Below are 21,737 nucleotides of genomic sequence, written 5' to 3'. Positions count from 1 at the left end.
GATCCTTAGTTTACGGCACTCGGGTCATACCGTCCGAGCACCCGGTATTTTAAGCGGCGGCCCGTTGTGGGCCTGCGATCAGAGCGGACACGTCTATCACTATCGCGGGCCCGGCGGCGGTTTCGATCATACCATGGGCGCATCGGGTCCATTGCGGGCCCAGGGTCGTTGCCACAGGCGTCGGCGAACCGATCGCCGCAACGACGTCTTCGACGCTGTCGACGAGAAGCGCGTAAGGATGGCCGGCGATTTCGACCACGGGGCTGCGCGGATCGGCCGGACCCGGCGCGGCCACACCCAGCGCCCTGCGACTGTCGATCACGGTCAGCGCGCGGCTGCGCAGCGCGGCAAGGCCGGTGACGAAAGCGGGCGCCCGCGGGATCGGCGTTACGGTGTCGATTTCTATGATCGAACCGATGTCGCAGGCGCGAAAGACTGCGGGGCGCTCGGCGATACGGGTCAGAAGCATAGGGTCGTCCATTATGCACCTTTCGCGTTTGCGCGGGCGAGAGCCGAGAGCAGCCCTTCGCGATCGTACCGATATATGCTGTCCGATCCGGCTCCGGCCGCCTCGGGCTGCGAGCGCAGACGAACGATCTCGCTCGCCGCGTTGACCGGTGCCGCCTGGTCCAGAACCACCGCGACATCGGCGGCGCGCGGGTCGCTTTCGTCCACAACGTCGTAGCCGGCCGACCGGATGAGGGGCTCGAGAAAACCCGTCGCCCAGGCGTCGGTACGGGAAAGGCGGCAGGTCGGACGATGCGCCGGAACGCTTTTTCTTCCATGCCGCGCGAACAGCAGATGGGTGTCGATCACGCCAACGATGGCATCGTCGATCAGCACGGTGCCTTCCAGCAAGGCGTCGTCTTCCTGCGGAGCCGGCGGGGTCGTCAGCTTGGCGGTGTCGACGATGCTGGCGGCGGCATAGAGCAGTTCGGTGTCGCCGTCGCTCAGGCGCAGGCCGATGACGCTGTCCTGCGTACCGCCCGATCCTTCGTCGCCAAGAACGGGAAGGATCGTCCCGTCGACGTTCGCCAGCGGGGTAGGGCCGCTGCGGTCGATCGCGGACGACGGCAGCGTGTGAATGTGCCGGATCGGCTGCATCCGCATTGCCAGCCTGCGGCCGCCGAGCCCTTCGAACACCACGACATTCTCACCTGGGCTCTCGGCCTGCGTGTCGGAAGCGTCTTGCACCGCGGGGCGTGCGCGGGCCTGGCTGGCGAGGCCGTAGCGGCCCGCCAGGCTGGGAACGTCGAGCTTGAGGATCGGCTGCCCGTCGTCGAGCAGCGCCGTACCGCCGAACAGCCCGATTTCCTCCAGCACCGGTGGCAGGGGCTTGAGAACGAAATCCTCGTTGTCGAGCACGCGGTCCACCGCGACGGCGAAGAGATCGCCGCTGACCAGCCGCATGAAGACGAAAGTGGCGCGATCGAGATCGACCGTCGTGTCCAGCCCGAGAACTTCGGCCAGGTCGAGACAAGGCAGGCGCTCGTTGCGAAATGTAAGGAAGATGCCGTCTCCCAGCCGGTCGACCGAAATCGCTCGCGAGGCGCTGCGGGCTATTTCGACGATGTAGGAGCGCGGCAGGCCCAGCGTGTGCGCGCCGACCGTCACCGTCAGGCCTTCGACGATGCTCAGGGTCAACGGCACATAGAGGAACACGATCGTGCCCTGACCGGCCTTGCTGGAGACCGTCACCGATCCGCCGATCCGTTCGACGTTGGCGCGCACGACGTCCATCCCGACCCCGCGGCCGGATACCTGGCTGACATGATCGGCCGTGGAGAACCCCGGGGCAAAAATCAGATCCAGCGTTTGCTCGTCGTTCAGCGCCGCGGCCCGGGCCGGGTCGATAATGCCGGCGGCGATCGCCTTCTCGCGCAGCTTGCCCAGCTCTATGCCGCGCCCGTCGTCGCTCACCGCGATGACGATACGGTTTCCGGTGCGCCGGGCGGAAACCGTGATCGTGCCGATCTCCCGCTTGCCTGCGGACAGGCGTTCGGAAGGCGCTTCGATCCCGTGGTCGATCGCATTGCGCAGGATATGGGTGAGCGGATCGCGCACCGATTCGATCATTTCCCGGTCGAGTTCGACATCGCCGCCGTCCAGGTCGATCATCACCTGCTTGCCGAGTTCGGACGACAGGTCGCGCACCATGCGCGGCAGGGCGCCGAATAGATGCTCGAGCCGCTGCATCCGCATTCGGGTGGCCCCTTCGCGAACGGTGTCGAGAATCGAGGACAAGCGCTCGAACGGCCCTTCGAGCGCGGGATCGGCTCCGTGCTCGCGCAGCCTTCTCGCCAGCTCGTTGCGGGCCAGGACCATGTCCGAAACGCCGCTCATCATCCGGTCGAGCAGTTCGACCGGCAGGCGGATCGAGCGCGAACCGTTGCTTTGCCGCGGGGGCCGGGCGCCCGATTGTTCGTCTGCCTGTATGCTTTCGCTGTCGGGTTCGTCGCCGTTCGGCTCGAGCGCGGCGATCAGCAATTCGTCGGCGCCCTCGGGCAGGGTCTCGCCGGCATCGATCGCATCGATCATGTCGTTGATGCGGTCTATGATCGCCAGAACTGCGCTTACCAGCCGGCCGCTGGCTCTGCGCTGCCCGGCCCGCACTTCCGACAAGGCGCTTTCCGCCGCGTGGCTGAGCTTTTCGAGGCGGGGGAAGTCGAAGAACCCGCAATTCCCCTTCACCGTGTGGACGAAGCGGAAGATGGCATCGAGCCGCTCGCGGTCCGCGGGATCGGCTTCCCACGCCACGATCTCGCCCTCGATCGCTTGGAGCATCTCGCGGGTTTCGGCCACGAAGTCTGCCAGCAGGTCGTCCATCTAAGTCCATGCCCCCGATAATGCGGACGGGTATGGACAAGGATGGTTAACGAAATGTCACCGGGGTCGGCGGAAGTTCCCCAGGGCCCGCGCGACGACAAGGGCGGCGATGGCGCCGCCGCCCAGGTTCGCCGCCAGTTCGGCGGCATAGATCGCCTCTGCGCCCCATGCAGGGCGAAGGACCCAGCCGAACGGCAGCATGATCAGGAATACGCGGGCGAAGCTCTGCAACAGCGCCCAGCTCGCCCTGTCGACAGCGTTGAGCGCCCCGTTTGCCACGATCAGCAGGCCGAATCCGGCATATCCCCAGGCGGCGACGCGCAAATAGCTGTCGAACTCGGCGATCACGGCCGGATCGTCGGTGAAGAAGCCTGCAAACCATTGCCCGGCGGCGAACAGAAGGAGGGCGAGGGCGAAACCGTAGACCAGGCAGAACGCACCGGCTTCGCGCATCGCGCGGCGGGCCCGGCCCGCGCGGCCCGCGCCCCAGTTCTGCCCCACGATCGCGCCGATCGAACCCGACAGGCCGAGCAGGGGGACGACCGCGAAGCTCTGCAACCGTCCGGCGGCGCCGAAGCCGGCCACTGCCGCTTCCCCCTGCGAGGCGAGGAGCGCGGTCAGGATCGACAGGCCGATGGGGTTGATGGCATTGGAAAAGGCCGCCGGCGCCGCCACCCGTGCGATCGCGCGCGCGGATTCGGCAACGCGGCATTCGCGGATCAGCGCCGGCCGGATCGGCAGCGCGGTGCGCGAAATCAGCCACAAGGCCACAACGACGGCAAGGCCGTAGCCCGCAATCGTCGCATAGGCGGCTCCGGCAATGCCGAAACCGGCGAAGCCGAACGCGCCGGAGATTAGGGGCGGATCGAGAACCCAGTTGGCTGCGGCATACGTGAGCGAGACGATGAACGTCTTGCGCGCTTCCCCCTGGCCGCGCAGCACGCCGTTGAGGGCCATTTGCAACAGCAGGATCGGCATCCCGAGCGAGAAGGGCGCCATATAGGCCCGGATCAGCGGCAGAAGCTGCTCGCTTGCCTGCATCAGCCGGAACAGCGGGTCCAGCAGCAGGTATAGCGCCAGGCCGAGCGCGAGGCCCAGGGCAAGGGCAAAAACCCCGCCGAAGTTCGCCCGCCGCGCGGCCCGGTCGACGTCGCCTTCGCCCAGCGCACGGGCGATTACCGCGTTCACGCCCACCATTACGCCCACGCCCAGGCTGGAAAGGGCGATGGTCACCGGAAAGACGAAAGCGACCGCGGCCAGTTCTGCGCTGCCGAGTTGGCCGATGAAATAGGCATCGACCAGTCCCACCGACATGATGGCGGCAACCCCGACGATCATCGGCAATGTCTGGTGGACGAGATGGCCGCGGATCGATCCGCGCGTCAGCTTTGCCGCCTCGCTCATGCTCGTGCCGATAGCGGCCCGATCGCGCCATGCCTAGCACGAAGCTTGTGCGCGTGGCGGCGGCCGTGCGATAGGCGGTGCCAAGACATCATCCCAGGCACTGCATGACCGCGCTTACCGTCAACGACAGGCCCGTCGAATTTGCGATGGACCCCGAAACCCCGCTGCTGTGGGCCTTGCGCGATGCGGCCAACCTGACCGGGACGAAATACGGCTGCGGCGTGGGCGACTGCGGTGCCTGCATGGTGATCGTCGACGGGGAGGCGCTGCGCAGTTGCCTGATCACGCTGGCAGAGGCGGAAGGGCGTTTCGTCACCACCATCGAAGGGCTCAGTCGCGACCGGTCGCACCCGGTGCAACAGGCGCTGGTGGCCGAACAGGCGATTCAGTGCGGCTTTTGCACGCCCGGTATCGCGATGGCCGCAGCCGCGCTTATCGCCAGAAACCCCGATCCGTCGGAAGCGGAGATCAAGGCCGCGATCCCCAACCTCTGCCGCTGCGGCGTCTATCCCCGGCTTGTTCGGGCCGTCCAGCGGGCAGGCCGGGTCGCGCGCCGGATCGAACGGATCAGCGCGGCCCCCGCGCCGGGGATCAGCGCGGAGGACGCGGCGAGAGAAGTGCCGGCGATGGCGGCGCCCGATCCCGAACGGGACGATTGAGCGCCGCCGACCCGCCAGGCCCCTTAGAACGCGAACCGCACGCCGATCCGGGCGCTGAACGGTTCGGCCGGCTGGATGTTGTTGTTGCCGTGCGCGCTGGGGTAATATGTCTCGTCGAACAGGTTCTCGATATTGAGCTGCAGGGAGACGTCCTCGCTGACGGTGAAGTAGGCCGCGGCGTCCACCCGCCAGTATGCGGGCAGCACGACGGTGTTCGAAAAGCTGGCATACTGCTGCGACTGGTGGACCACGCCGAGCCCCACGCCGATCCGATCGTCGAGATCGAAGCGGTTCCATGCCGCGATCTGGTGGCGCGGAAGCTGCTGCAAACGAGCGCCGGCGGTCCCGAAGGTCGAGGTCGTGAGCAGTTCGCCGTCGAGATAGGTATAGCCGATGTTCGCTTGCCAGAAGTCGGTGACCGAACCGGCCGCCCCGATTTCGAACCCTTCGACTCTGCTTTCGCCCGCCAGCACGACCAGGCCCGGCTGATCGGGGTCGGGCGCGCGGGTGTTCGTCCGGTCGAGGCGGAATGCGGCTGCGGTGACGAGCAGGTCCTCCACCGGCGACCACTTCAGGCCGATTTCGTAGTTGGTGAACTTCTCCGGCTCGAACTCGCTGTTGCCGGGGCTGAGGATCAGGAACTGGTCGCCGGCCTGCGGCAGGAAGCTTTCGGCATAGCTGGCATAGAGGGAGAGGCCCGTGGTCGGCTTGACGATCAGGCCGAGGCGGGGGCTGACTTTCTCGTCCACTCTGCCGCCCGGCGTGCCGCCGATCAGGTCGAGGGTTTCCAGGTCGAACCGGTCCCAGCGCAGGCCGGCGACGATCTCGAGATGCTCGCCGATCCGCAGCTGTTCCTGCAGATAGGCGGACAGCGTTTCGAGCTGGCTGTCGCGCGAGCGGCTGGTCGGGGCCAGAGTGAATGCGGGAACCTCGATCCGCCGGGCCAGCGGGGTCTGGTTGGTGGTAACGAAATCGACCGTCCGACGCGCGTTCGAGGTGTCCTGGCGCGCAGCCTCCACGCCGACAAGCAGCGTCGAGCCGAACCCGCCGCCGCCAGTCTGCCAGACCAGGTTGGCCTGCCCGATCACGTTCTCGCGCGCGGTCGCGTCCTGATATCCCCCCAGCGTGACGTTCTGCCCGTCGGTGCCGGAAGGCACGATATTGGCGTAGATCTTGTCGTAATCGGCATATTGCACGCTGGCATTGGCGCTGAGGCCGGCCGTGAAACTGTGATCCAGGCGCATGCGCGCGATGTGGACCTTGGCCCGCGCTCGGTTGAAGTCCGGATCGCCGAAGAACGTCTTGTCGTACCCGCGCAGCGGCTCGTTCATGAAGGAAGGAACGCCGCGATCGGTGACGCGCCGGTCGTCGTCGTAGCTGTAGGTCGCGGTAAGCCGGGTCTGCGCGCCGAGCTGCGCCGTCAGCGTGGGCGAGATGCCCACGAAACGCCCTTCGTAGAAGTCGCGGTGGCTGTCGAATTCCTCGTAAGTGCCGTTGATGCGCAAGGCGACATCTTCGGCGAGCGGCTGGTTGAGGTCCGCCAGCAGGGCGAATGCGCCGAACGTGTCGACCGAAGCCTGTCCGTTCAGGAACCCTTCGTCGGTGCGCGCGGTCTTGCTGACCCGGTTGACCGCGCCGCCGCCGGCCCCGCGACCGAAGATCAGGGCATTGGCGCCCTTGAGCACTTCCACCCGTTCGATGTTGTAGAGCGAGCGATAATACTGCGCATCGTCGCGCAGACCGTCGAGATAGAAGTCGGCCGTGGTTTCCTGGCCGCGGATGAATATCTCGTCCCGGTGCCCTTCGCCGGTTTCCAGGCTGACGCCGGGAACGTAGCGCAGGGCTTCGTTCAACTGGCGGATCGACTGGTCTTCCAGCTGATCGGCCGTCAGGAAGCTGACGCCCTGCGGCACATCGATCAGCGGGGTCGGGGTCTTGGTCGCGGTCGACCCGTCTTCCAGGCGATAGCCCTCTGCCGTGCCCGTCACCACGATCTCTCGCGGCAGGTAGTCGCGGCCCTCCGGCGGGGCCTCCGATGCGCCGTCCGAGGCCAAAACGGGCGCGGCCATGCCGACTGTCCCCGCGAGCAGCGCGGTGCGGAATGCGTAAAGTTTCATGTCGTTTCCCTGTAGCGCGAAATGCGAATGCGCGGCGCTGCTATTGCAACACACTCTCAATCGCAACAAGGATGTTATGCGTTCATGACAAAAAGGCGTCCCTGTGGCTTTTCCGTCACGAGCGATGGCGCTAGGGCCTCGGAATACTGCGGATTTCAGGAGAACGACGATGAAGGCGACCATCTGGCACAACCCGAAATGCGGCACGTCGCGCAATACGCTGGCCATTCTGGAGGCGCGCGACGACGTCGATCTCACGGTGGTCGAATATCTCAAGAACCCGCCCGCTCGTGACAAGCTGGCCCAGCTCTATCGCGATGCAGGCCTGTCGCCGCGTGAGGGATTGCGCCTGCGCGGCACCGACGCGGCGGAGCGCGGGCTCACCGATGCAGCGGACGATGAAGTGCTCGACGCCATGGCCGACGATCCGCGATTGATCGAGCGGCCCCTGGTCGAAACCGAAAAGGGCGTGCGCCTGTGCCGTCCGAAGGAGAAGGTCGAGGAAATCCTCTAGCTGTCGTCCGTCGCGCGGCCTTCGAGAACCGCATCGGCATCGAGCGAGCGGTAGCCGAGCACGAACACGGCCGCGCAAAGCAGGCAGATGGCGGCGAAGCCGATCCACTGGTGATGGCCATAGAGCCATACGCCGGCCGCAGGGGCGACGACATAGGCCGCCCCGTTGATCGAGGCCACGATGCCGCCGATCTGGCCTTGTTCCTGCCGCGTCACGGCGAGCGAGGCCCCGGCGGTGAAGCCGGGCCGGTAGAGACCGAAGCCGAGCGAAGCGACCGCGAAACCGAGCGCGATCGCGTGCAGGTCCTGCGCCACCGAGAAGCCCAGGACGCCGATGATGGCCAGGGCCATGCCCCACAGGGTCGAGGCACGCGGGCCGAGCTTGAGCATCGGGATCAGGCCCCACTGCGCCAGCAGGGTCGCGATCGCGCCGCACATCAGGATCAGGCCGATCGGCCCGGTGCCGGCGGCGGGGTCGTCCCGCAGGCCCAGGCGGTCGAGGATGAAAAACCCGATGATGCCGAGCGTCGCGGCCTGCGCATGACCGCCCAGAAGGCCGGCGATCACCCACGGGCGCAGCCGGCGGTCGCGCCACGAAAGGTCGGGGATCGCAGCCGCTTCGATCGCTTCGCCCCCGCTTTCGCCGCCGGCCTCTCCTCCGCCGATTCCGTCGCGCTCGTCCTCATCCTCGTCTTCGTCCCCCCGTCCCACCGCGGGGTTCGAATTGGCGCTGAAAGGGACGGCGACGACATTGCCGCGCGCGGCGAAGCTGGGCGCATCGTTGGGCAGCCGCAGTCGCAGCGCCACCAGCACGGCAACGCCGACCGCGGCAAAGGCGAAGAACGGCCCGACCAGGCCGGTGGCGGGGAAGATCAGCAGCGGCGCCAGCGCCGGGCCGATCACCGTGCCGAGCCCGAAGCTGGACGCGATCAGCGCCATCGCCTTGGTCCGCTCGGTACGCGGCGTGCGGCTGGCTACATATGCCTGCACCGCCGGCGGCGCGGCCGAGCCGAACCCGCCGTAGAGGCTGCGCGCCGCGGCGAAGAGGATCAGCGTGGCCGCGGCCGGGATCGCGGCGGCCAGCCCGAACATCAGCACCAGGCCGCAGAGCGCGAACGAGGCGATGAAACCGGTCAAACCGATCGCCATCATCGCCTTGCGCCCGCGTCGGTCGGAGCGGCGAGCCCATATGGGGGCGAAAATTACCCAAAGTAGCGCAGACCACGTATAGGCGATCGAGATCCAGACGTCCGCCACCCCCAGCGCCGTGCCGACCGAGGGCATGACCGACTGCATCGCGGTGTTGCCGGCGGCGGTGACCAGCATGACCAGGAACAGCAGCGCCATGCGCCCGCGCGAAATGCCGAGCGGGGGGGAGGGCTGCAGGATCTGCGGTTCGGGAGCGGACTCGCGGTCGTTCATCGCACATCGCGCTAGGCCGGGCGCGCGATGCTTGCAATATGCCCGCCGATTTGCAAACGGCGCGCGATTGCGGCAGCTTTGGCACCAACGCAATCGAGCGAGGCATTTTTCTTGTCCAATTATAACGATCTGGCGGTTTCGCCGCGCACCCGGCTCCGCGATCGCATGAGCCGGCTGCTCGGCCAGTGGGGCGTGTTTTTCCGGGGCTTCGTGGAACATCCCAGGATGGTCGGCTCGATCATCCCGTCTTCGCGCTTCACGATCCGCAAGATGCTCGAGCCCGTGAAATGGGAAGAGTGCAAGCTGTTCGTCGAATACGGCCCCGGCGTCGGCACATTCTGCCGCCCGGTGCTCGAACGGCTGCCGCGCGACGGCAAGCTGCTCGTGATCGACACCAACCCGCTCTATATCGACTATCTCAAGCGCACGATCACCGACGGGCGCTTCGTCGCCGTCCACGGATCGGCGGCCGACGTGCAGGACATCGTCCGCGCGATCGGATACGAGGAAGCCGATTACGTCCTGTCGGGCCTGCCCTTCTCGACCCTGCCCGAGGGGGTCGGGCCGGCCATAGCGCAGGCGACGCACGACGTCCTGCGGCCGGGCGGGGCGTTCCTCGTCTACCAGTTCAGCGCCAGGGCGCGCGATTACATGGCGAAGCACTTTGCCCGTATCGAGCAGGGCTTCGAACTGTGGAACGTCCTGCCGTGCCAGCTTTTCTGGGGCTGGAAGGACGAGGCGGCCTGATCCGGGTGCCCGGACCCGGCCGCCCCCGCCGGGGCCAGGCCCCTTATTCGAAAGTCTCGCTGACCGCCTCGGTCGAAGGCCCCGAAAGCTGCCTGTAGACCGCGGCGACGACGCACACGATCAGCACGCTCCAGATCGCGGCCAGCACGCCGTTCAGCGCCCCGCCGACCAGCAGGCCCGCCGCGTTCTGGCCCAGCATGGCGACGAACAGGCCGGAAATCATGGCGATCACGATGGCAACCACGCCCACCCCGATCAGCAGCAGCAGATAGAATGCGAACAGGCGGAGGCTGTTGCCTTTCGTCAGCCGCCACGAATTGGCGATCGCGGTAAGGGGATTGAGCGTCCCGCCGAGAACCATTTCCGGCGAAACGAGCGAAACCTTCACCATGATGTAGATCAGCACGATCGCGGCGATCAGGCCCACGACCACGCCCGCCGCCGCTCCGCCGGCCCCGGTCGCAATGCCGACCGGCACGCCGAGCACGATCGCCACGCCGAGCATGATGATCAGCTGGGCCGCGATATAGGGCAGCAGCGTCACCAGCCCGGTGCGAATCGCCTCGCCCACGGTCGGGCGCCGGTCGTGCAGCAGGGCGAGCAGCGAAAGCGTGCCGATGGCCTGCACGATCGCCAGAAGGAAGAACCAGATCCCGTTTTCGGCATAGAAGGCCTGCATCGTGGCCATCGGGTTTTCCGGGTCGACCTCGGCCGGCCCCTGCATCATTTCGGGCACCAGCATGGCCAGCGCCAGATTGGGCAGAAAGATGAAGATGCCCGCAATCACCGCAAGCAGTTCCTTGTTCGCGCCGAGCATTGCCGTGGTCTCGCTCCAGGCGCGTCCCATATCGAATTTCATCGTGAACCCCCTCGTGCTGTTGCCTTCCCCCTTGATAAGCCCTGCAAGGCACGCCACGCAATCGGCAATGTCCGGCAATATTCCGATCGATATCGAATGGCGGCGCGAAAGCGGGCAAGTGCCCTATCGCGAGGCGCTGACGCAGATGGAAGCGCGCAACCGCGCCATCGCCGCGGGCGAAGCGCGCGAACTGGTCTGGTCGCTCGAACACCCGCCGGTCTATACTGCGGGGACCAGCGCCGCACCGGCCGAAATGCTCGACCCGCGCTTCGAAGTGGTCGAGGCCGGGCGCGGGGGGCGCTACACCTACCACGGGCCGGGGCAGCGAATCGGGTATGTCCTGCTCGACCTCAACCGGCGGGGCAAGGACGTGCGCTGTTTCGTCCATGCGATCGAAGGATGGGTGATCGACACGCTGGCCGATTTCGGCGTCGAATCCTGGCGGGCCGAAGGGCGGATCGGGATCTGGACGCGCGATATCGACGGATCGGAAGCGAAGATCGGGGCGATCGGCGTGCGCGTGAGGCGCTGGGTCACGATGCACGGGTTCGCGGTGAACCTGGCCCCCGACCTGTCGCATTTCGCCGGGATCGTCCCTTGCGGGATCGCCGAATACGGGGTCACCAGCCTCGAACGGCTCGGGATCGCGGTTGCGCCCGACGAATGGGACAGGGCATTGGAAGCGCGCGCGCCGGGGTTCCTGGACGGGCTGGCGCGCGCCTGTGGAGTGAAACGATGATGCACAAGATGGCGACGGCCGCCGCGCTCGCATTCGCGCTTGCGCTTGCGGCGTGCGATAGCGGAGCGGACGATGGCGCCGCCTCCGACGGGGCCGAAGGCGAAGTGCTCGGCGGAACGATCAGCGACGCGATGCTGCCGCTGGACACGGTCCGCTCGCAATCCCCGCCCCTGCAAGACGATCCCGAGAGCGCGGAGGGCAATGGCGGCGCCAGCGACGGCGAAACGGCTGCGGACGGGCCGGACGACGATGCCCCGCAGGACGGCGCCGCCGCGGCCCGGACTGACGACGAACCGGACGAACCCGATCCGCCCGCCGCCGATGAGGGTGGGACGAGCGACGGGCAGGAATAGGACGGGATCGGCCGACAGTCCGGCGTTTTGACGCGATTTTTGCCGTTGAGCCGGTGGGCAGGCCGGGCCATGGATCCCCGCATTCGCGGGGATGACAAATTCAGTGATTACAAGCGGTCATCGTCCTCGAACCACACCCTCCTTGCCATCCCCGCGAACGCGGGGATCCGGGGTGCGGTCGTTCCGACCGATGGATTCCCGCGTGCGCGGGAATGAGAGATGGGGTGAGAGGTGCGCCCTCTTTCGAAGGCCGGTGCCGCTTCGGCCCGGCCGAAAACGGCACCGGCCCATCAGTCACGCCAGCCGCCGGGCGTGCCGGAAGTGCGCGTAGCGGTTGAGCAGATCGTGGATCAGCTGCGCGCTGGTATATCCGGTGACGTCGTGGGTATGCTCGCCTTCCGAGCTGTGCGCCATCGCCCGGTAGTGGCGCCGCTCCTTCTCATGCGCCTTGCGGGTTTCCGCCCACACGAAACTCGGCGCCAGGAACGCCCGGCTGCGGATCGTGTAGCGAAAGGCGCCCCGCTCGCCATGCGGCACGGTCAGTTCCAGCCGGTCGCCTTCCCGCACCAGTTCGGGCGCGAGCCCGCGCTGCCGCAACTCGTTGACCACTTCTTCGATCGCCGGGCGTGCGGTCTGGTCGAGGAAATGCTCGATCTCGTGCCGATGGAAGAAATGGGTGATCGAGGCGAGCCGCTGTTTCCAGCTCAGCTCGGGATCGGCCGGCGCGGCTATCGGCTGCAACAGATCGACGGCGGAGCCGACGTCTTCCATCTGCAACGCGCGCAAGAGGCCGAAACAGATGAACACCATGATTACCGCGAACGGCAGGGCGCTGGCGATGGCGGCCGTCTGCAAGGCTTGCAGCCCCCCGGCAACCAGCAGGACGGCGGCGATCCCGCCCGCGCTGACGGCCCAGAAGATGCGCTGCCAGACAGGCGGATTGTCGGCGTCGCCCGACGTGATCATGTCGATCACCAGCGCGCCCGAATCCGCCGAGGTCACGAAGAACGTGATGACCAGCAGCGTCGCGATGAGCGACGTGATCGTCGAAAACGGCAGTTCCTGAAGCATCTCGAACAGGGCGATCGGCAGATTGTCGGACACCGTCTGCGCGATCGGCGCCACCCCGCTCATGTCGAGGTTGATCGCGGTGTTGCCGAACACCGTCATCCACAGACAGGTGAACAGGACCGGCACCAGCAGCACCCCGCCGACGAACTGGCGAATCGTCCGCCCGCGCGAAATGCGCGCGATGAACATGCCGACGAACGGCGACCAGGCGATCCACCAGCCCCAGTAGAACAGCGTCCAGTCGCCCAGCCAGGGGTTCGGCTCGTAAGCGTACATGCGGAACGTGCGCTGGACGAAAGAGGACATGTAGGCGCCGATGTTCTGCATCAGCGCTTCCAGCAGAAAGACCGTCGAACCCGCGACCAGAACGAACAGCAGCAGCAGAACGGCCAGAACGATGTTCATTTCCGAAAGGCGCTTGACGCCCTTGTCGAGGCCGAGGAACACCGAGATCGTGGCCAGCCCGGTGATCGACGCGATCAGGATCAGCTGCACCGGGGTCCCGACCGGCACCCCGAACAGATAGGCGAAGCCGGCATTGACCTGGAGCACGCCGACGCCGAGCGACGTCGCCACCCCGAACATCGTGCCCAGCACCGCGAAGACGTCGACCGCGTGGCCGATCGGGCCGTGAATGCGCTGGCCGATAAGGGGGAAAAGCGCCGAGCGGACCGTGAGCGGCAAGCCGCGGCGGAACGAGAAATAGGCCAGCGCCAGCCCGACGACGACATAGATGCCCCAGGCGTGGAAGCCCCAGTGGAAGAAGGTCAGCACCATGGCCTGGCGCGCGGCGTCGACCGTTCCGCCTTCGCCCACCGGGGGGGAGGCATAGTGCTGGATCGGCTCGGCCACGCCGAAGAACACCAGCCCTATGCCCATCCCCGCGCTGAACAGCATCGCGAACCACGAGATATAGCTGTATTCGGGTTCGCACTCGTCCGGCCCCAGCTTGATGTCGCCGTAACGGCTGACCATCAGGAACACCACGAAGGCCAGAAAGCCGGCCACGACGGCGATGTAGAACCAGCCGAAGTCGAGCACGATGATCCGCTGGATCTCGTCGAACGCTTCGCCGGCGCGCTCGGAAAACAGCGCGCCGAACAGCGCGAAGGCCAGAATCAGCGCGGCCGAGGTGTAGAAGACCGGGGGATTGACCTTGATCCGCGCGCTCTTCTTCACCGTTGCCGCTTCTGTGAGAACTGGGTCGTTCACGCGTCTCTCCGTTGCAGTCGTCTGTTGAGGAACGGACGGGCGTGGCCCCGCGTGAAAAGCGCGGAAATAGCCTGTCGAAGAATATCTCCGCGACAATCGCTCGACCGCTTCCTATATGATCCGGCATAGGAGACCGGCATGTCGTTTGAAAACAATATCCCCTCCGGCACTGACCTGCTTGCAGAGATCGACCGCCTGCGCAAGGAGCGCAACGCGATCATCCTCGCGCACTATTATCAGAAGCCCGACATACAGGACCTTGCCGATTTCGTCGGCGATTCGCTCGAGCTGAGCCGCAAGGCCGCCGACACCGACGCCGACGTGATCGCTTTTTGCGGGGTCAAGTTCATGGCCGATACGGCCAAGATCCTCAGCCCGGAAAAGATCGTCGTCCTGCCCGACCTCGATGCCGGGTGCTCGCTCGAGGATTCGTGCCCGCCCGACAAGTTCAAGGCTTTCCGCGAGGCGCATCCGGATCATATCGCGTTGACCTACATCAACTGCTCGACCGAGGTTAAGGCGCTGTCCGACGTGATCGTGACCAGCTCTTCGGCCGAAACGATCATCAGCCAGATTCCCGAAGACCAGCCGATCATCTTCGGCCCCGACCGGCATCTGGGCGGCTATCTCAGCCGCAAGTTCAACCGCGAGATGCTCCTCTGGCCCGGGGTGTGCATCGTGCACGAGGCGTTCAGCGAGACCGAGCTGCTGAAGCTGAAGGAACAGCATCCCGGCGCCCCGGTCGCGGCCCACCCGGAATGCCCGCCGACGATCATCGACTACGCCGACTATGTCGGCTCGACCAGCGGCATCCTGCAGTTCGCGCGCACGTTCGAAGGCGACACGCTGATCGTCGCGACCGAGCCGCACATCATCCACCAGATGGAAAAGGCGCTGCCGGAGAAGAACTTCATCGGCGCGCCGGGGGCGGACGGCAACTGTTCGTGCAACATCTGCCCCTATATGGCGCTCAACACGATGGAGAAGCTCTACGCCTGCCTGCGCGATCTCGAACCGCGGATCGAGATCGAGGAAGGGCTGCGCCTGAAGGCCAAGCAGAGCCTCGACCGGATGCTGGAAATGGCCAGCGGCACCGTGGGCAAGGGGGACCTGGGCAAAGTCTGACCGGCGGGGCGTGTCCTTTGCTTGCAACCGACATCCGCCCCGGGCATTGATATGCCATGAGGGTGGATATTCGCTGGTTCCTGGCCCGGCTCAACGCCAATTACTGGTTCTATCCGGCGCTGTTCGCGCTCACCGCGGTCCTGCTCGCCTTCGGGCTGATCCAGCTCGACCGGATGGGCGCGGCCGAATGGCTCAACCAGGTCGAAGCGATCGTGCCCGCCCGGCCGGATGGGGCGGCGAACATGCTGACCGTCATCGCCGGTTCGATGATCGGCGTGGCCTCCACCGTCTTCTCGATCACGATCGCTGCCGTCGCCTATGCCAGCGGCACATACGGCCCGCGGCTGCTGACCAATTTCATGGAGGACAAGGGCAACCAGCTCAGCCTGGCGACCTTCATCGGCACGTTCGTCTACGCGCTCACCGTGCTTCGCTCGGTGCGCAAGGAGGACGAGCCGCCGCCCGGCGCTGACGAGGCGCTGGCGACCGCGCTGCCCGGTTTCGTGCCGCAGCTTTCGCTGCTGGTCGCCTATCTCCTGATGGCGCTTTCGATCGCGGTTCTGGTCTATTTCCTCAACCACATCCCGTCCTCGATCCGCATCAATTCGGTGCTGGAGGGGATCGGCAAGCGGCTGCTGCGCGACATTGCCGACAACTACCCGGACGACCATAACGGGGGCGAAGCGCCGCCCGCGCCGGACGGGCGCCCGCTGACGGTGCAGGCCACCGGCTACGTCCAGCTGATCGAGTTCGACGAGCTGGAAGAGATCGCGGAAGAGGCGGGATGCCGGATCGCGCTGGAGGTGCGCACCGGCGATTTCGTGCATTCCGGAATGCCCCTGATCCGCATCTGCGAAGGGAGCGTGGACGACAAGCTGGCGGAGAAGCTGCGCGGCGCGTTCACGCTCGGGTCGACCCGCACGCCGACGCAGGACCCGCGCTTCCTGATCGACGAGTTGGTCGAAATCGGCCTGCGCGCGCTGTCCCCCGGCATCAACGATCCCTTCACCGCGATCACCGCGATCCACTGGCTGGGCGCGGCCATTGCCGACCTCGGCCTGCGCGACCTCGACCGGAGGCGCGAGGATCACCCCGACGGCAACCGGGTCGAACCGCTGCCGGAAACCTTCGGCCACTTCCTCAATCGCAGCTTCGGCACGATGCGCAGCGGCGTTGCCACCAGTCCGACGGCGGCCTTGATCATGCTCGACGCCCTGCGCACCGCGGCAGAGCCGCTGCCCGATCGCGCGCGCAAGGAAATGCTGCGCGAACAGGGGGCCATGCTGTGCGAACAGGCGCGCCACAGCCTGAACGGGCCGGACCTCGAACGGGTGGAAGAGCGATACGCCGCGTTCCAGCAGGCCTTCGCCTGAGAGCGAGAGTCAGCCCCGCTCGGGCGCCACCCGCGCCACCCGCGGCTCGGCCAGCTTGGCGAGCAGGAGCGCACAGGCGACCAGGACCATGCCCGCCATGTCGGGCAGCCCCAGGACTTCGCCGAAAGCGAACCAGCCGACCGCCGCCGCGATCGCCGGCTGCGTCAGCAGGGCGACGCCGATCACCAGCGGCGGAAAATGGCGGAGCGAGAAGACCAGCAGCCCCTGCCCGACAAGCTGGCTCGAAATCGCGAGCGCGACCACGGGACCCCAGCCCGCCTCCCCCGGCCAGACGGGCTCGCCCAGGAACACCGCGAAGCCCAGCAGGGCCGGCGCCGCGACCAGCGCCACCAGAAGCAGCACGGCCCACTGGCCCAGCGTCGCCCGGGCCCGCTGCGCCGGGATCAGGTAGAAGGCGTAGAACACCCCGGCCAGCAGGCACAGCAGGTCCCCCACCAGCGTGGCGGCGGAAATTTCCAGGCTGCGCCCCATCAGAATGGCCGCGCCCCCCAGCGCCGCGGCGAGCGCCAGCCACTCGCGCCCCGCCGGTGCGCGGCGCAGCGCGACAAGGCCCCAGATCATCAGGATCACGCTGCCCGAATTGCCGAACAGCGTGGCGTTCGCCAGGCGCGTGCGCTCGATCCCGATATGCCAGCTGGCCAGGTCGAAGGCGAAGAACAGGCCCGCCGCCACGACCATCAGCGCGGTGCGCCGGTCGAGCGGCCCCGGCGTCCGCGCGCGCCACGCCAGCAGGGCCAGCAAGGGAAGGGGCAGGAACATGCGCCAGAATCCGGCCGCGACCGGCCCGGTGTCGGCCAGCCTGACCAGCCACGGCCCCAGCGCGAGCGCGACGTTCCCGGCCATCAGCGCGGCAAAGTGCCACGCCCCGGCCTGAAAGTTTTTCTCTGCCACCGATTCGGTTGTCAGCCTCATGGCGGCCCCCTAGCTCCAATCGCTCAGGTCCACAGCAAAAAGGGCTGACGCAATGCACGAAAACCTGTTCCAACCCCTGACGATGGGCGCGATCGAAGCGTCCAACCGGATAGTCATGGCCCCGCTGACCCGCGGCCGCGCCGACCTGCCGGGCGTCGTGCCGAACGCCATGATGGCGACATATTACCGCCAGCGCGCCGGCGCAGGCCTGATCATCAGCGAAGCCACCGGGATCAGCGTGGAAGGGTCGGGCTGGCCGGGGGCGCCGGGCATCTGGAGCGAGGAGCAGGTCGAAGGCTGGAAAGCGATCACCCGCGCGGTCCACGACGAAGGCGGGCGGATCGTCCTGCAACTGTGGCACATGGGCCGCCTGGTCCATCCCGATTTCCTGGATGGCGCGCCGCCGGTTTCGGCCAGCGCCACGACCGCGCCGGGCCATGCCCATACTTACGACGGACGCAAGGACTACGAACCGGCGCGCGCGCTTTCGGTCGAAGAGATCGCGCGCGTGGTCGAAGACTATCGGAAGGCGGCACAGAACGCGAAAGCGGCCGGTTTCGACGGGGTGCAGCTGCACGGCGCGAACGGCTATCTGGTCGACCAGTTCCTGCGCGACGGCACCAACCATCGCGACGACGAATATGGCGGATCGCCGGAAAATCGCACCCGTTTCCTGCGCGAAGTGCTGACGGTGCTGATCGACGTCTGGGGCGCCGACCGGGTGGGCCTGCGCCTCAGCCCCAATGGCGAAACGCAGGGCTGCGACGACAGCGACCCGGCCGCGACCTTCGGCGCGGCCGCCGAAGTGGCCGAAGCGCTGGGGATCGCCTTTCTCGAACTGCGCCAGCCGGGGCCGGACGGCACTTTCGGCAAGACCGACGTTCCCAAGCAGGACGATGTGATCCGTGAAATCTATTCCGGGCCGCTGATCCTCAATTCCGACTATACGCCCGAAGAGGCTTCGCGCGATGTCGCCGACGGGCGGTGCGAAGCGGTCAGCTTCGGCCGGCCTTTCATTTCCAACCCCGATCTTCCGCAGCGCATCGCGCGCGGCGCCGAACTGGCCCCCAACAAGGACGTGCCGCACAGCTGGTACGGACGCGGGCCGGAAGGGTACATCGATTATCCCGCGCTTCAGGAGGACAAAGTCACGGCCTAGCCGCTCCCGCCGCTTCGCCGGTGGCATGAGGTCCCAGCCTGCGCTGGGACACTGTGCATTTTGGCTAGCGCGCCGGGGCGGCGGGTGTTTCCTCGCCGTCGAAGGTCACCGACACGTTCGCGCGCGCATAGCCGGCGACTTGCAGGGGAATGGCGAGATTCTGGCGCACCGCCTCTTTCGCGGCGGTGCGGGCCAGCGCCAGCACTTCGGGGTTCTTGGCGAACGCCGCCGCCTTGCGTTCGGCCTGCTGCGAATTGTTCCGGCTGAGATCGCGCGAGGCGTCGCGGGTGATGAAAACCCCGTCCTGGAACACGCGGGCCTGCGCTTCGTCGAGATTGGGCCGGCCGATCCGAAGCGGCGGCAGCCTGACGGTCAGCCGCTGGGTATCGGGGTCCCACTCCATCCGTTCGCGCCCCATCTGCGACAGGTCGAGCCGGTATTCGACCGACGCCGGAACGATCATCGCCTGGCGCGATCGCAGCACCGGCACGCCCAGAACCCCGCGCGTGTCCTCGCTTTCCGCGACGATTTCGAACCGCGAGGAAAAGACGGTCAGCGAATTCTGCTTTTCGAAAGCCAGCATTGCGCTGCCCACCGGATCGCCTTCTTCCTGATAGAAGAACGCCCGCCAGCCCAGCCATGCCGCCAGCGCGAGCAGGGCGATCACGATCATCCACGGAACCGCCTGGACCAGCGCCAGCGGCCGCTCGCGCGAAACGGCGGGTTCTATCTCGTCGAGCCGTTCGCCCGATTTCATGCGGTCTGCCATATATCGCCCGAACGTCCGACCAGCCCGCGGCGTTCCAGATCCAGCAGGTGCGCGGTCACGCTCATTTCCGCCGCCCCGTGGAGGCGGGGGTCGAGGCCCTTGTACATGCGCGATACGAAATCGGCCGCCGCCAGCGGTGCATCGCCCAGAAGGCGCAGGATCTGGTTCTCCCGCTGACGCCGGTGGCCGATCATCCCGCGCACGAGCTGGCGCGGCTTGTCGACCGCCGGGCCGTGTGCCGGATAGTACACGCGATCGTCGCGTGCGTGCAGGCGTTCGAGGCTGCCCATGTATTCGCCCATGTCGCCGTCGGGCGGCACGACGACGCTGGTGGACCAGCCCATCACGTGATCGCCGGTGAACAAGGCACCGGTTTCCTCCAGCGCGAAGCACAAGTGGTTGGATGTATGGCCCGGGGTGTGGACGGCGCGCAGCGTCCAGCCCGGACCGGTCATCGCCTCGCCGTCTTCCAGCACGCGGTCGGGCGCATAGTCGCTGTCGAACGAGGCATCGGCCCGCGGGCCCCAGGCGTCGAGCACGTCCCGGTCCAGCGCGAGCGGGGCGCACCCGACCACCGGCGCGCCGGTCTCGGCAGCGAGGGGCCGCGCGCCGGGGGAATGGTCGCGGTGCGTATGGGTGCACATGATCGCCGCCACCTCGGCGCCGTCCAGCGCCTCCAGGATGGCTGCGATATGCGCCTCGTCGTCGGGGCCCGGGTCGATCACCGCGACTCGCCCGGCATCGCCGACGATGTAAGTCTGGGTGCCGGTATAGGTATAGGGCGATGGGTTGGGCGCGAGCACCCGGCGCACGAGCGGTTCGGGCCGTTCGGCTTTCCCGGTGGGCCAGGGTTTGGGGGGCGGTCCTGCCATGAGGACCATATGGGGGCGGGCGGCGGTCGTGTCGAGTTTTCGCGGGCGCCGGCTATGGCGCGGCCGGCGAAAGGCGCTAGGATACAGGGCATGGGAGAGCGGATCCTCGTCCTCGATGCGGGCACCACCTCGACGCGGGCCATGCTGTTCGGCGCCGACGGCGCGTTGCACCATATGGCCCAGCGCGAACTCACCCAGCACTATCCGAAGCCGGGCTGGGTCGAACACGATGCCGACGAGATCTGGCGGCGCACGCTTGCCTGCGCGCAAGACGTGGTGGCGAAGGCCGGTGGGCCCGGCGCCGTGGCGGCGATCGGCATTGCCAACCAGCGCGAAACCGTCGTCGCCTGGGATCGCAACAGCGGCGAGCCGCTGGCGCGTGCGATCGTGTGGCAGGACCGGCGCACCGCGCCGCTCTGCGCCGAACTGAAGGCCGCCGGGCACGAAGACGCGCTTCACCGCCGCACCGGCCTGGTGCTCGACCCCTATTTCTCCGCCACCAAGATGCGCTGGCTGCTCGACAACGAGGCGGCGGTGCGCGCGGCGGCGGAGCGGCGGGCGCTGGCGCTGGGGACGGTGGAAAGCTGGCTCGTGTTCAAGCTGTCGGGCGGCGCGTTCGTCAGCGATGCCAGCAATGCCAGCCGCACGCTGCTCCTCCCGCTGGAGGGGGCGCAGTTCGATCCCGGCCTGTGCGCGCTTTTCGGCGTTCCGCCGGCGGCGCTGGCCGAAGTGGTCGATACGCACGGAATGCTCGCCCGCACGTCCGGCGATATCCTGGGGGCTTCGATCCCGATCTGCGGCCTTGCCGGCGACCAGCAGGCGGCGACAGTGGGGCAGGGCTGCCTCGCGCCGGGGGAGACGAAGGCGACATACGGCACGGGGGCCTTCGTGCTGACCAACCAGGGCGATGCCGTGCCCCGCTCGACCCACCGTCTGCTCGGCACGGTATTGACCCAACGGGACGGGAAGCGGCGGTTCGCGCTGGAAGGAGCGGTCTTCGTCGCGGGCAGTCTGGTGCAGTGGCTGCGCGATTCGCTGGGGCTGATCGGATCGGCCGCGGAAACGGAGGCGCTTGCCCGCTCGATCCCCGACAGCGGCGAGGTGACGATCGTCCCCGCGCTTTCCGGTCTCGGCGCGCCGCACTGGCGGGCCGAGGCGCGCGGGGTGATCGCGGGGCTGAGCTTCTCCAGCGGCAGGGCGCAGATCGCCCGGGCCGCGCTGGAGGCGATGGCGCACCAGACCCACGATCTTGCCGATGCCTTCGCTGCCGACGGAGCGCCCTGGCAGAGCTTGCGCATCGACGGGGGCATGAGCGCGAACGACTGGATGGCGCAGGACCTGGCCGATATGCTGGACATCGAGGTCGAACGGCCCGACTTCGTCGAGACGACGGCGTTCGGCGCGGCGATGCTGGCCGCAGTCGGGGCCAGGCTGCACCCGAGCCTGGAGGATGCCGTTGGCGCCATGCGGGGCAAGGTTCGCCGTTTCGAGCCCTCGCTCGCGCCGGAAAGGCGCGCGGAGCGGCTGGTGCGTTGGCGCAAGGCGCTGGCCGCGGTCTGAGGCGTTTTCCTTGAGACGGCACCG

Annotated in this window: 19 protein-coding genes; 9 read left to right on the top strand and 10 right to left on the bottom strand. The window is 67.3% G+C overall.

Annotated elements, in window-relative coordinates; translation table 11 throughout:
- Positions 1–49 precede the first annotated feature (49 nt).
- The 3 genes from V5F89_RS00095 to V5F89_RS00085 are packed head-to-tail and all read right to left on the bottom strand — an operon-like array spanning position 50 to position 4,230.
- Positions 50–481, bottom strand: a complete 432-nt coding sequence (locus V5F89_RS00095; protein ID WP_338446239.1) for a chemotaxis protein CheW — start codon at positions 479–481, stop codon at positions 50–52.
- Positions 481–2,826: a chemotaxis protein CheA gene (locus tag V5F89_RS00090; RefSeq protein ID WP_338446238.1), complete on the bottom strand. Its 2,346-nt coding sequence runs from the start codon at positions 2,824–2,826 to the stop codon at positions 481–483. The genes V5F89_RS00095 and V5F89_RS00090 overlap by 1 nt, the downstream gene beginning before the upstream one ends.
- 57 nt (positions 2,827–2,883) lie before the next feature.
- Positions 2,884–4,230, bottom strand: a complete 1,347-nt coding sequence (locus V5F89_RS00085; RefSeq protein ID WP_338446237.1) for an MATE family efflux transporter — start codon at positions 4,228–4,230, stop codon at positions 2,884–2,886.
- Positions 4,231–4,334: 104 nt separating this feature from the next.
- Here V5F89_RS00085 and V5F89_RS00080 point away from each other — a divergent pair, with 104 nt between their 5' ends.
- A complete protein-coding gene (locus V5F89_RS00080; RefSeq protein WP_338446236.1) occupies positions 4,335–4,889 on the top strand; it encodes a (2Fe-2S)-binding protein in 555 nt (184 codons plus the stop codon).
- A 23-nt stretch (positions 4,890–4,912) separates the two neighbouring features.
- Here V5F89_RS00080 and V5F89_RS00075 read toward each other — a convergent pair whose 3' ends face one another.
- The gene (locus V5F89_RS00075) at positions 4,913–7,006 is read right to left on the bottom strand and encodes a TonB-dependent siderophore receptor (RefSeq protein WP_338446235.1); all 2,094 of its coding nucleotides are present in this window, start codon (positions 7,004–7,006) and stop codon (positions 4,913–4,915) included.
- A 169-nt stretch (positions 7,007–7,175) separates the two neighbouring features.
- On the opposite strand from V5F89_RS00075, the gene arsC reads away from it, so the two are divergent.
- Positions 7,176–7,520: an arsenate reductase (glutaredoxin) gene (gene arsC, locus V5F89_RS00070; protein ID WP_338446234.1), complete on the top strand. Its 345-nt coding sequence runs from the start codon at positions 7,176–7,178 to the stop codon at positions 7,518–7,520.
- Here arsC and V5F89_RS00065 read toward each other — a convergent pair.
- Positions 7,517–8,866 carry an MFS transporter gene (locus V5F89_RS00065; RefSeq protein ID WP_425334390.1) on the bottom strand — a complete coding sequence of 450 codons (1,350 nt, stop codon included), beginning with the start codon at positions 8,864–8,866 and terminating at the stop codon, positions 7,517–7,519. The two genes, arsC and V5F89_RS00065, sit on opposite strands and share 4 nt — an antisense overlap.
- Before the next feature lie 240 nt (positions 8,867–9,106).
- Between V5F89_RS00065 and V5F89_RS00060 the strand changes: the two genes are divergently transcribed.
- Positions 9,107–9,688 carry a class I SAM-dependent methyltransferase gene (locus V5F89_RS00060; RefSeq protein ID WP_338447588.1) on the top strand — a complete coding sequence of 194 codons (582 nt, stop codon included), beginning with the start codon at positions 9,107–9,109 and terminating at the stop codon, positions 9,686–9,688.
- A gap of 43 nt (positions 9,689–9,731) precedes the next feature.
- On the opposite strand, the gene V5F89_RS00055 is transcribed toward V5F89_RS00060, so the two are convergent.
- A complete protein-coding gene (locus tag V5F89_RS00055) occupies positions 9,732–10,547 on the bottom strand; it encodes a hypothetical protein (protein WP_338446232.1) in 816 nt (271 codons plus the stop codon).
- Positions 10,548–10,614: 67 nt separating this feature from the next.
- On the opposite strand from V5F89_RS00055, the gene lipB reads away from it, so the two are divergent.
- Together lipB and V5F89_RS00045 are read left to right on the top strand one after the other, a co-directional pair.
- Entirely contained in the window at positions 10,615–11,286 is a 672-nt protein-coding gene (lipB, locus tag V5F89_RS00050) for a lipoyl(octanoyl) transferase LipB (RefSeq protein WP_338446231.1), read from the top strand.
- Positions 11,283–11,639 (top strand): hypothetical protein, encoded by a 357-nt coding sequence (locus tag V5F89_RS00045; RefSeq protein WP_338446230.1) that lies wholly within the window; start codon positions 11,283–11,285, stop codon positions 11,637–11,639. Before lipB ends, V5F89_RS00045 begins: the two co-directional genes overlap by 4 nt.
- A gap of 294 nt (positions 11,640–11,933) precedes the next feature.
- On the opposite strand, the gene V5F89_RS00040 is transcribed toward V5F89_RS00045, so the two are convergent.
- Entirely contained in the window at positions 11,934–13,922 is a 1,989-nt protein-coding gene (locus tag V5F89_RS00040) for a BCCT family transporter (protein ID WP_338446229.1), read from the bottom strand.
- 138 nt (positions 13,923–14,060) lie between these two features.
- Here V5F89_RS00040 and nadA point away from each other — a divergent pair, with 138 nt between their 5' ends.
- Positions 14,061–15,047: a quinolinate synthase NadA gene (nadA, locus tag V5F89_RS00035; RefSeq protein WP_338446228.1), complete on the top strand. Its 987-nt coding sequence runs from the start codon at positions 14,061–14,063 to the stop codon at positions 15,045–15,047.
- A gap of 56 nt (positions 15,048–15,103) precedes the next feature.
- Complete coding sequence (locus tag V5F89_RS00030; RefSeq protein WP_338446227.1) at positions 15,104–16,420, top strand: DUF2254 domain-containing protein; 1,317 nt, start codon at positions 15,104–15,106, stop codon at positions 16,418–16,420.
- A 9-nt stretch (positions 16,421–16,429) separates the two neighbouring features.
- On the opposite strand, the gene V5F89_RS00025 is transcribed toward V5F89_RS00030, so the two are convergent.
- Positions 16,430–17,353: a DMT family transporter gene (locus tag V5F89_RS00025; RefSeq protein WP_338446226.1), complete on the bottom strand. Its 924-nt coding sequence runs from the start codon at positions 17,351–17,353 to the stop codon at positions 16,430–16,432.
- A 52-nt stretch (positions 17,354–17,405) separates the two neighbouring features.
- Here V5F89_RS00025 and V5F89_RS00020 point away from each other — a divergent pair, with 52 nt between their 5' ends.
- Complete coding sequence (locus V5F89_RS00020) at positions 17,406–18,512, top strand: alkene reductase (RefSeq protein ID WP_338446225.1); 1,107 nt, start codon at positions 17,406–17,408, stop codon at positions 18,510–18,512.
- Positions 18,513–18,576: 64 nt separating this feature from the next.
- Here the strand turns inward: V5F89_RS00020 and V5F89_RS00015 are convergent, their stop codons facing one another.
- Complete coding sequence (locus tag V5F89_RS00015) at positions 18,577–19,269, bottom strand: DUF4230 domain-containing protein (protein ID WP_338446224.1); 693 nt, start codon at positions 19,267–19,269, stop codon at positions 18,577–18,579.
- Positions 19,266–20,153 carry an MBL fold metallo-hydrolase gene (locus tag V5F89_RS00010; RefSeq protein ID WP_338446223.1) on the bottom strand — a complete coding sequence of 296 codons (888 nt, stop codon included), beginning with the start codon at positions 20,151–20,153 and terminating at the stop codon, positions 19,266–19,268. Before V5F89_RS00010 ends, V5F89_RS00015 begins: the two co-directional genes overlap by 4 nt.
- A 90-nt stretch (positions 20,154–20,243) precedes the next feature.
- Here V5F89_RS00010 and V5F89_RS00005 point away from each other — a divergent pair, with 90 nt between their 5' ends.
- Positions 20,244–21,713: a glycerol kinase gene (locus V5F89_RS00005; RefSeq protein ID WP_338446222.1), complete on the top strand. Its 1,470-nt coding sequence runs from the start codon at positions 20,244–20,246 to the stop codon at positions 21,711–21,713.
- The last annotated feature ends 24 nt before the right edge of the window (positions 21,714–21,737 follow it).

Origin of the sequence: Pelagerythrobacter marensis, assembly GCF_036700095.1 — a bacterium.
In the GTDB taxonomy this organism is placed as follows: Bacteria; Pseudomonadota; Alphaproteobacteria; order Sphingomonadales; family Sphingomonadaceae; genus Pelagerythrobacter; species Pelagerythrobacter marensis_A.
The sequence above is the reverse complement of the archived record's forward strand: the minus strand, read 5'-3'. Positions and strand labels throughout refer to the sequence as shown.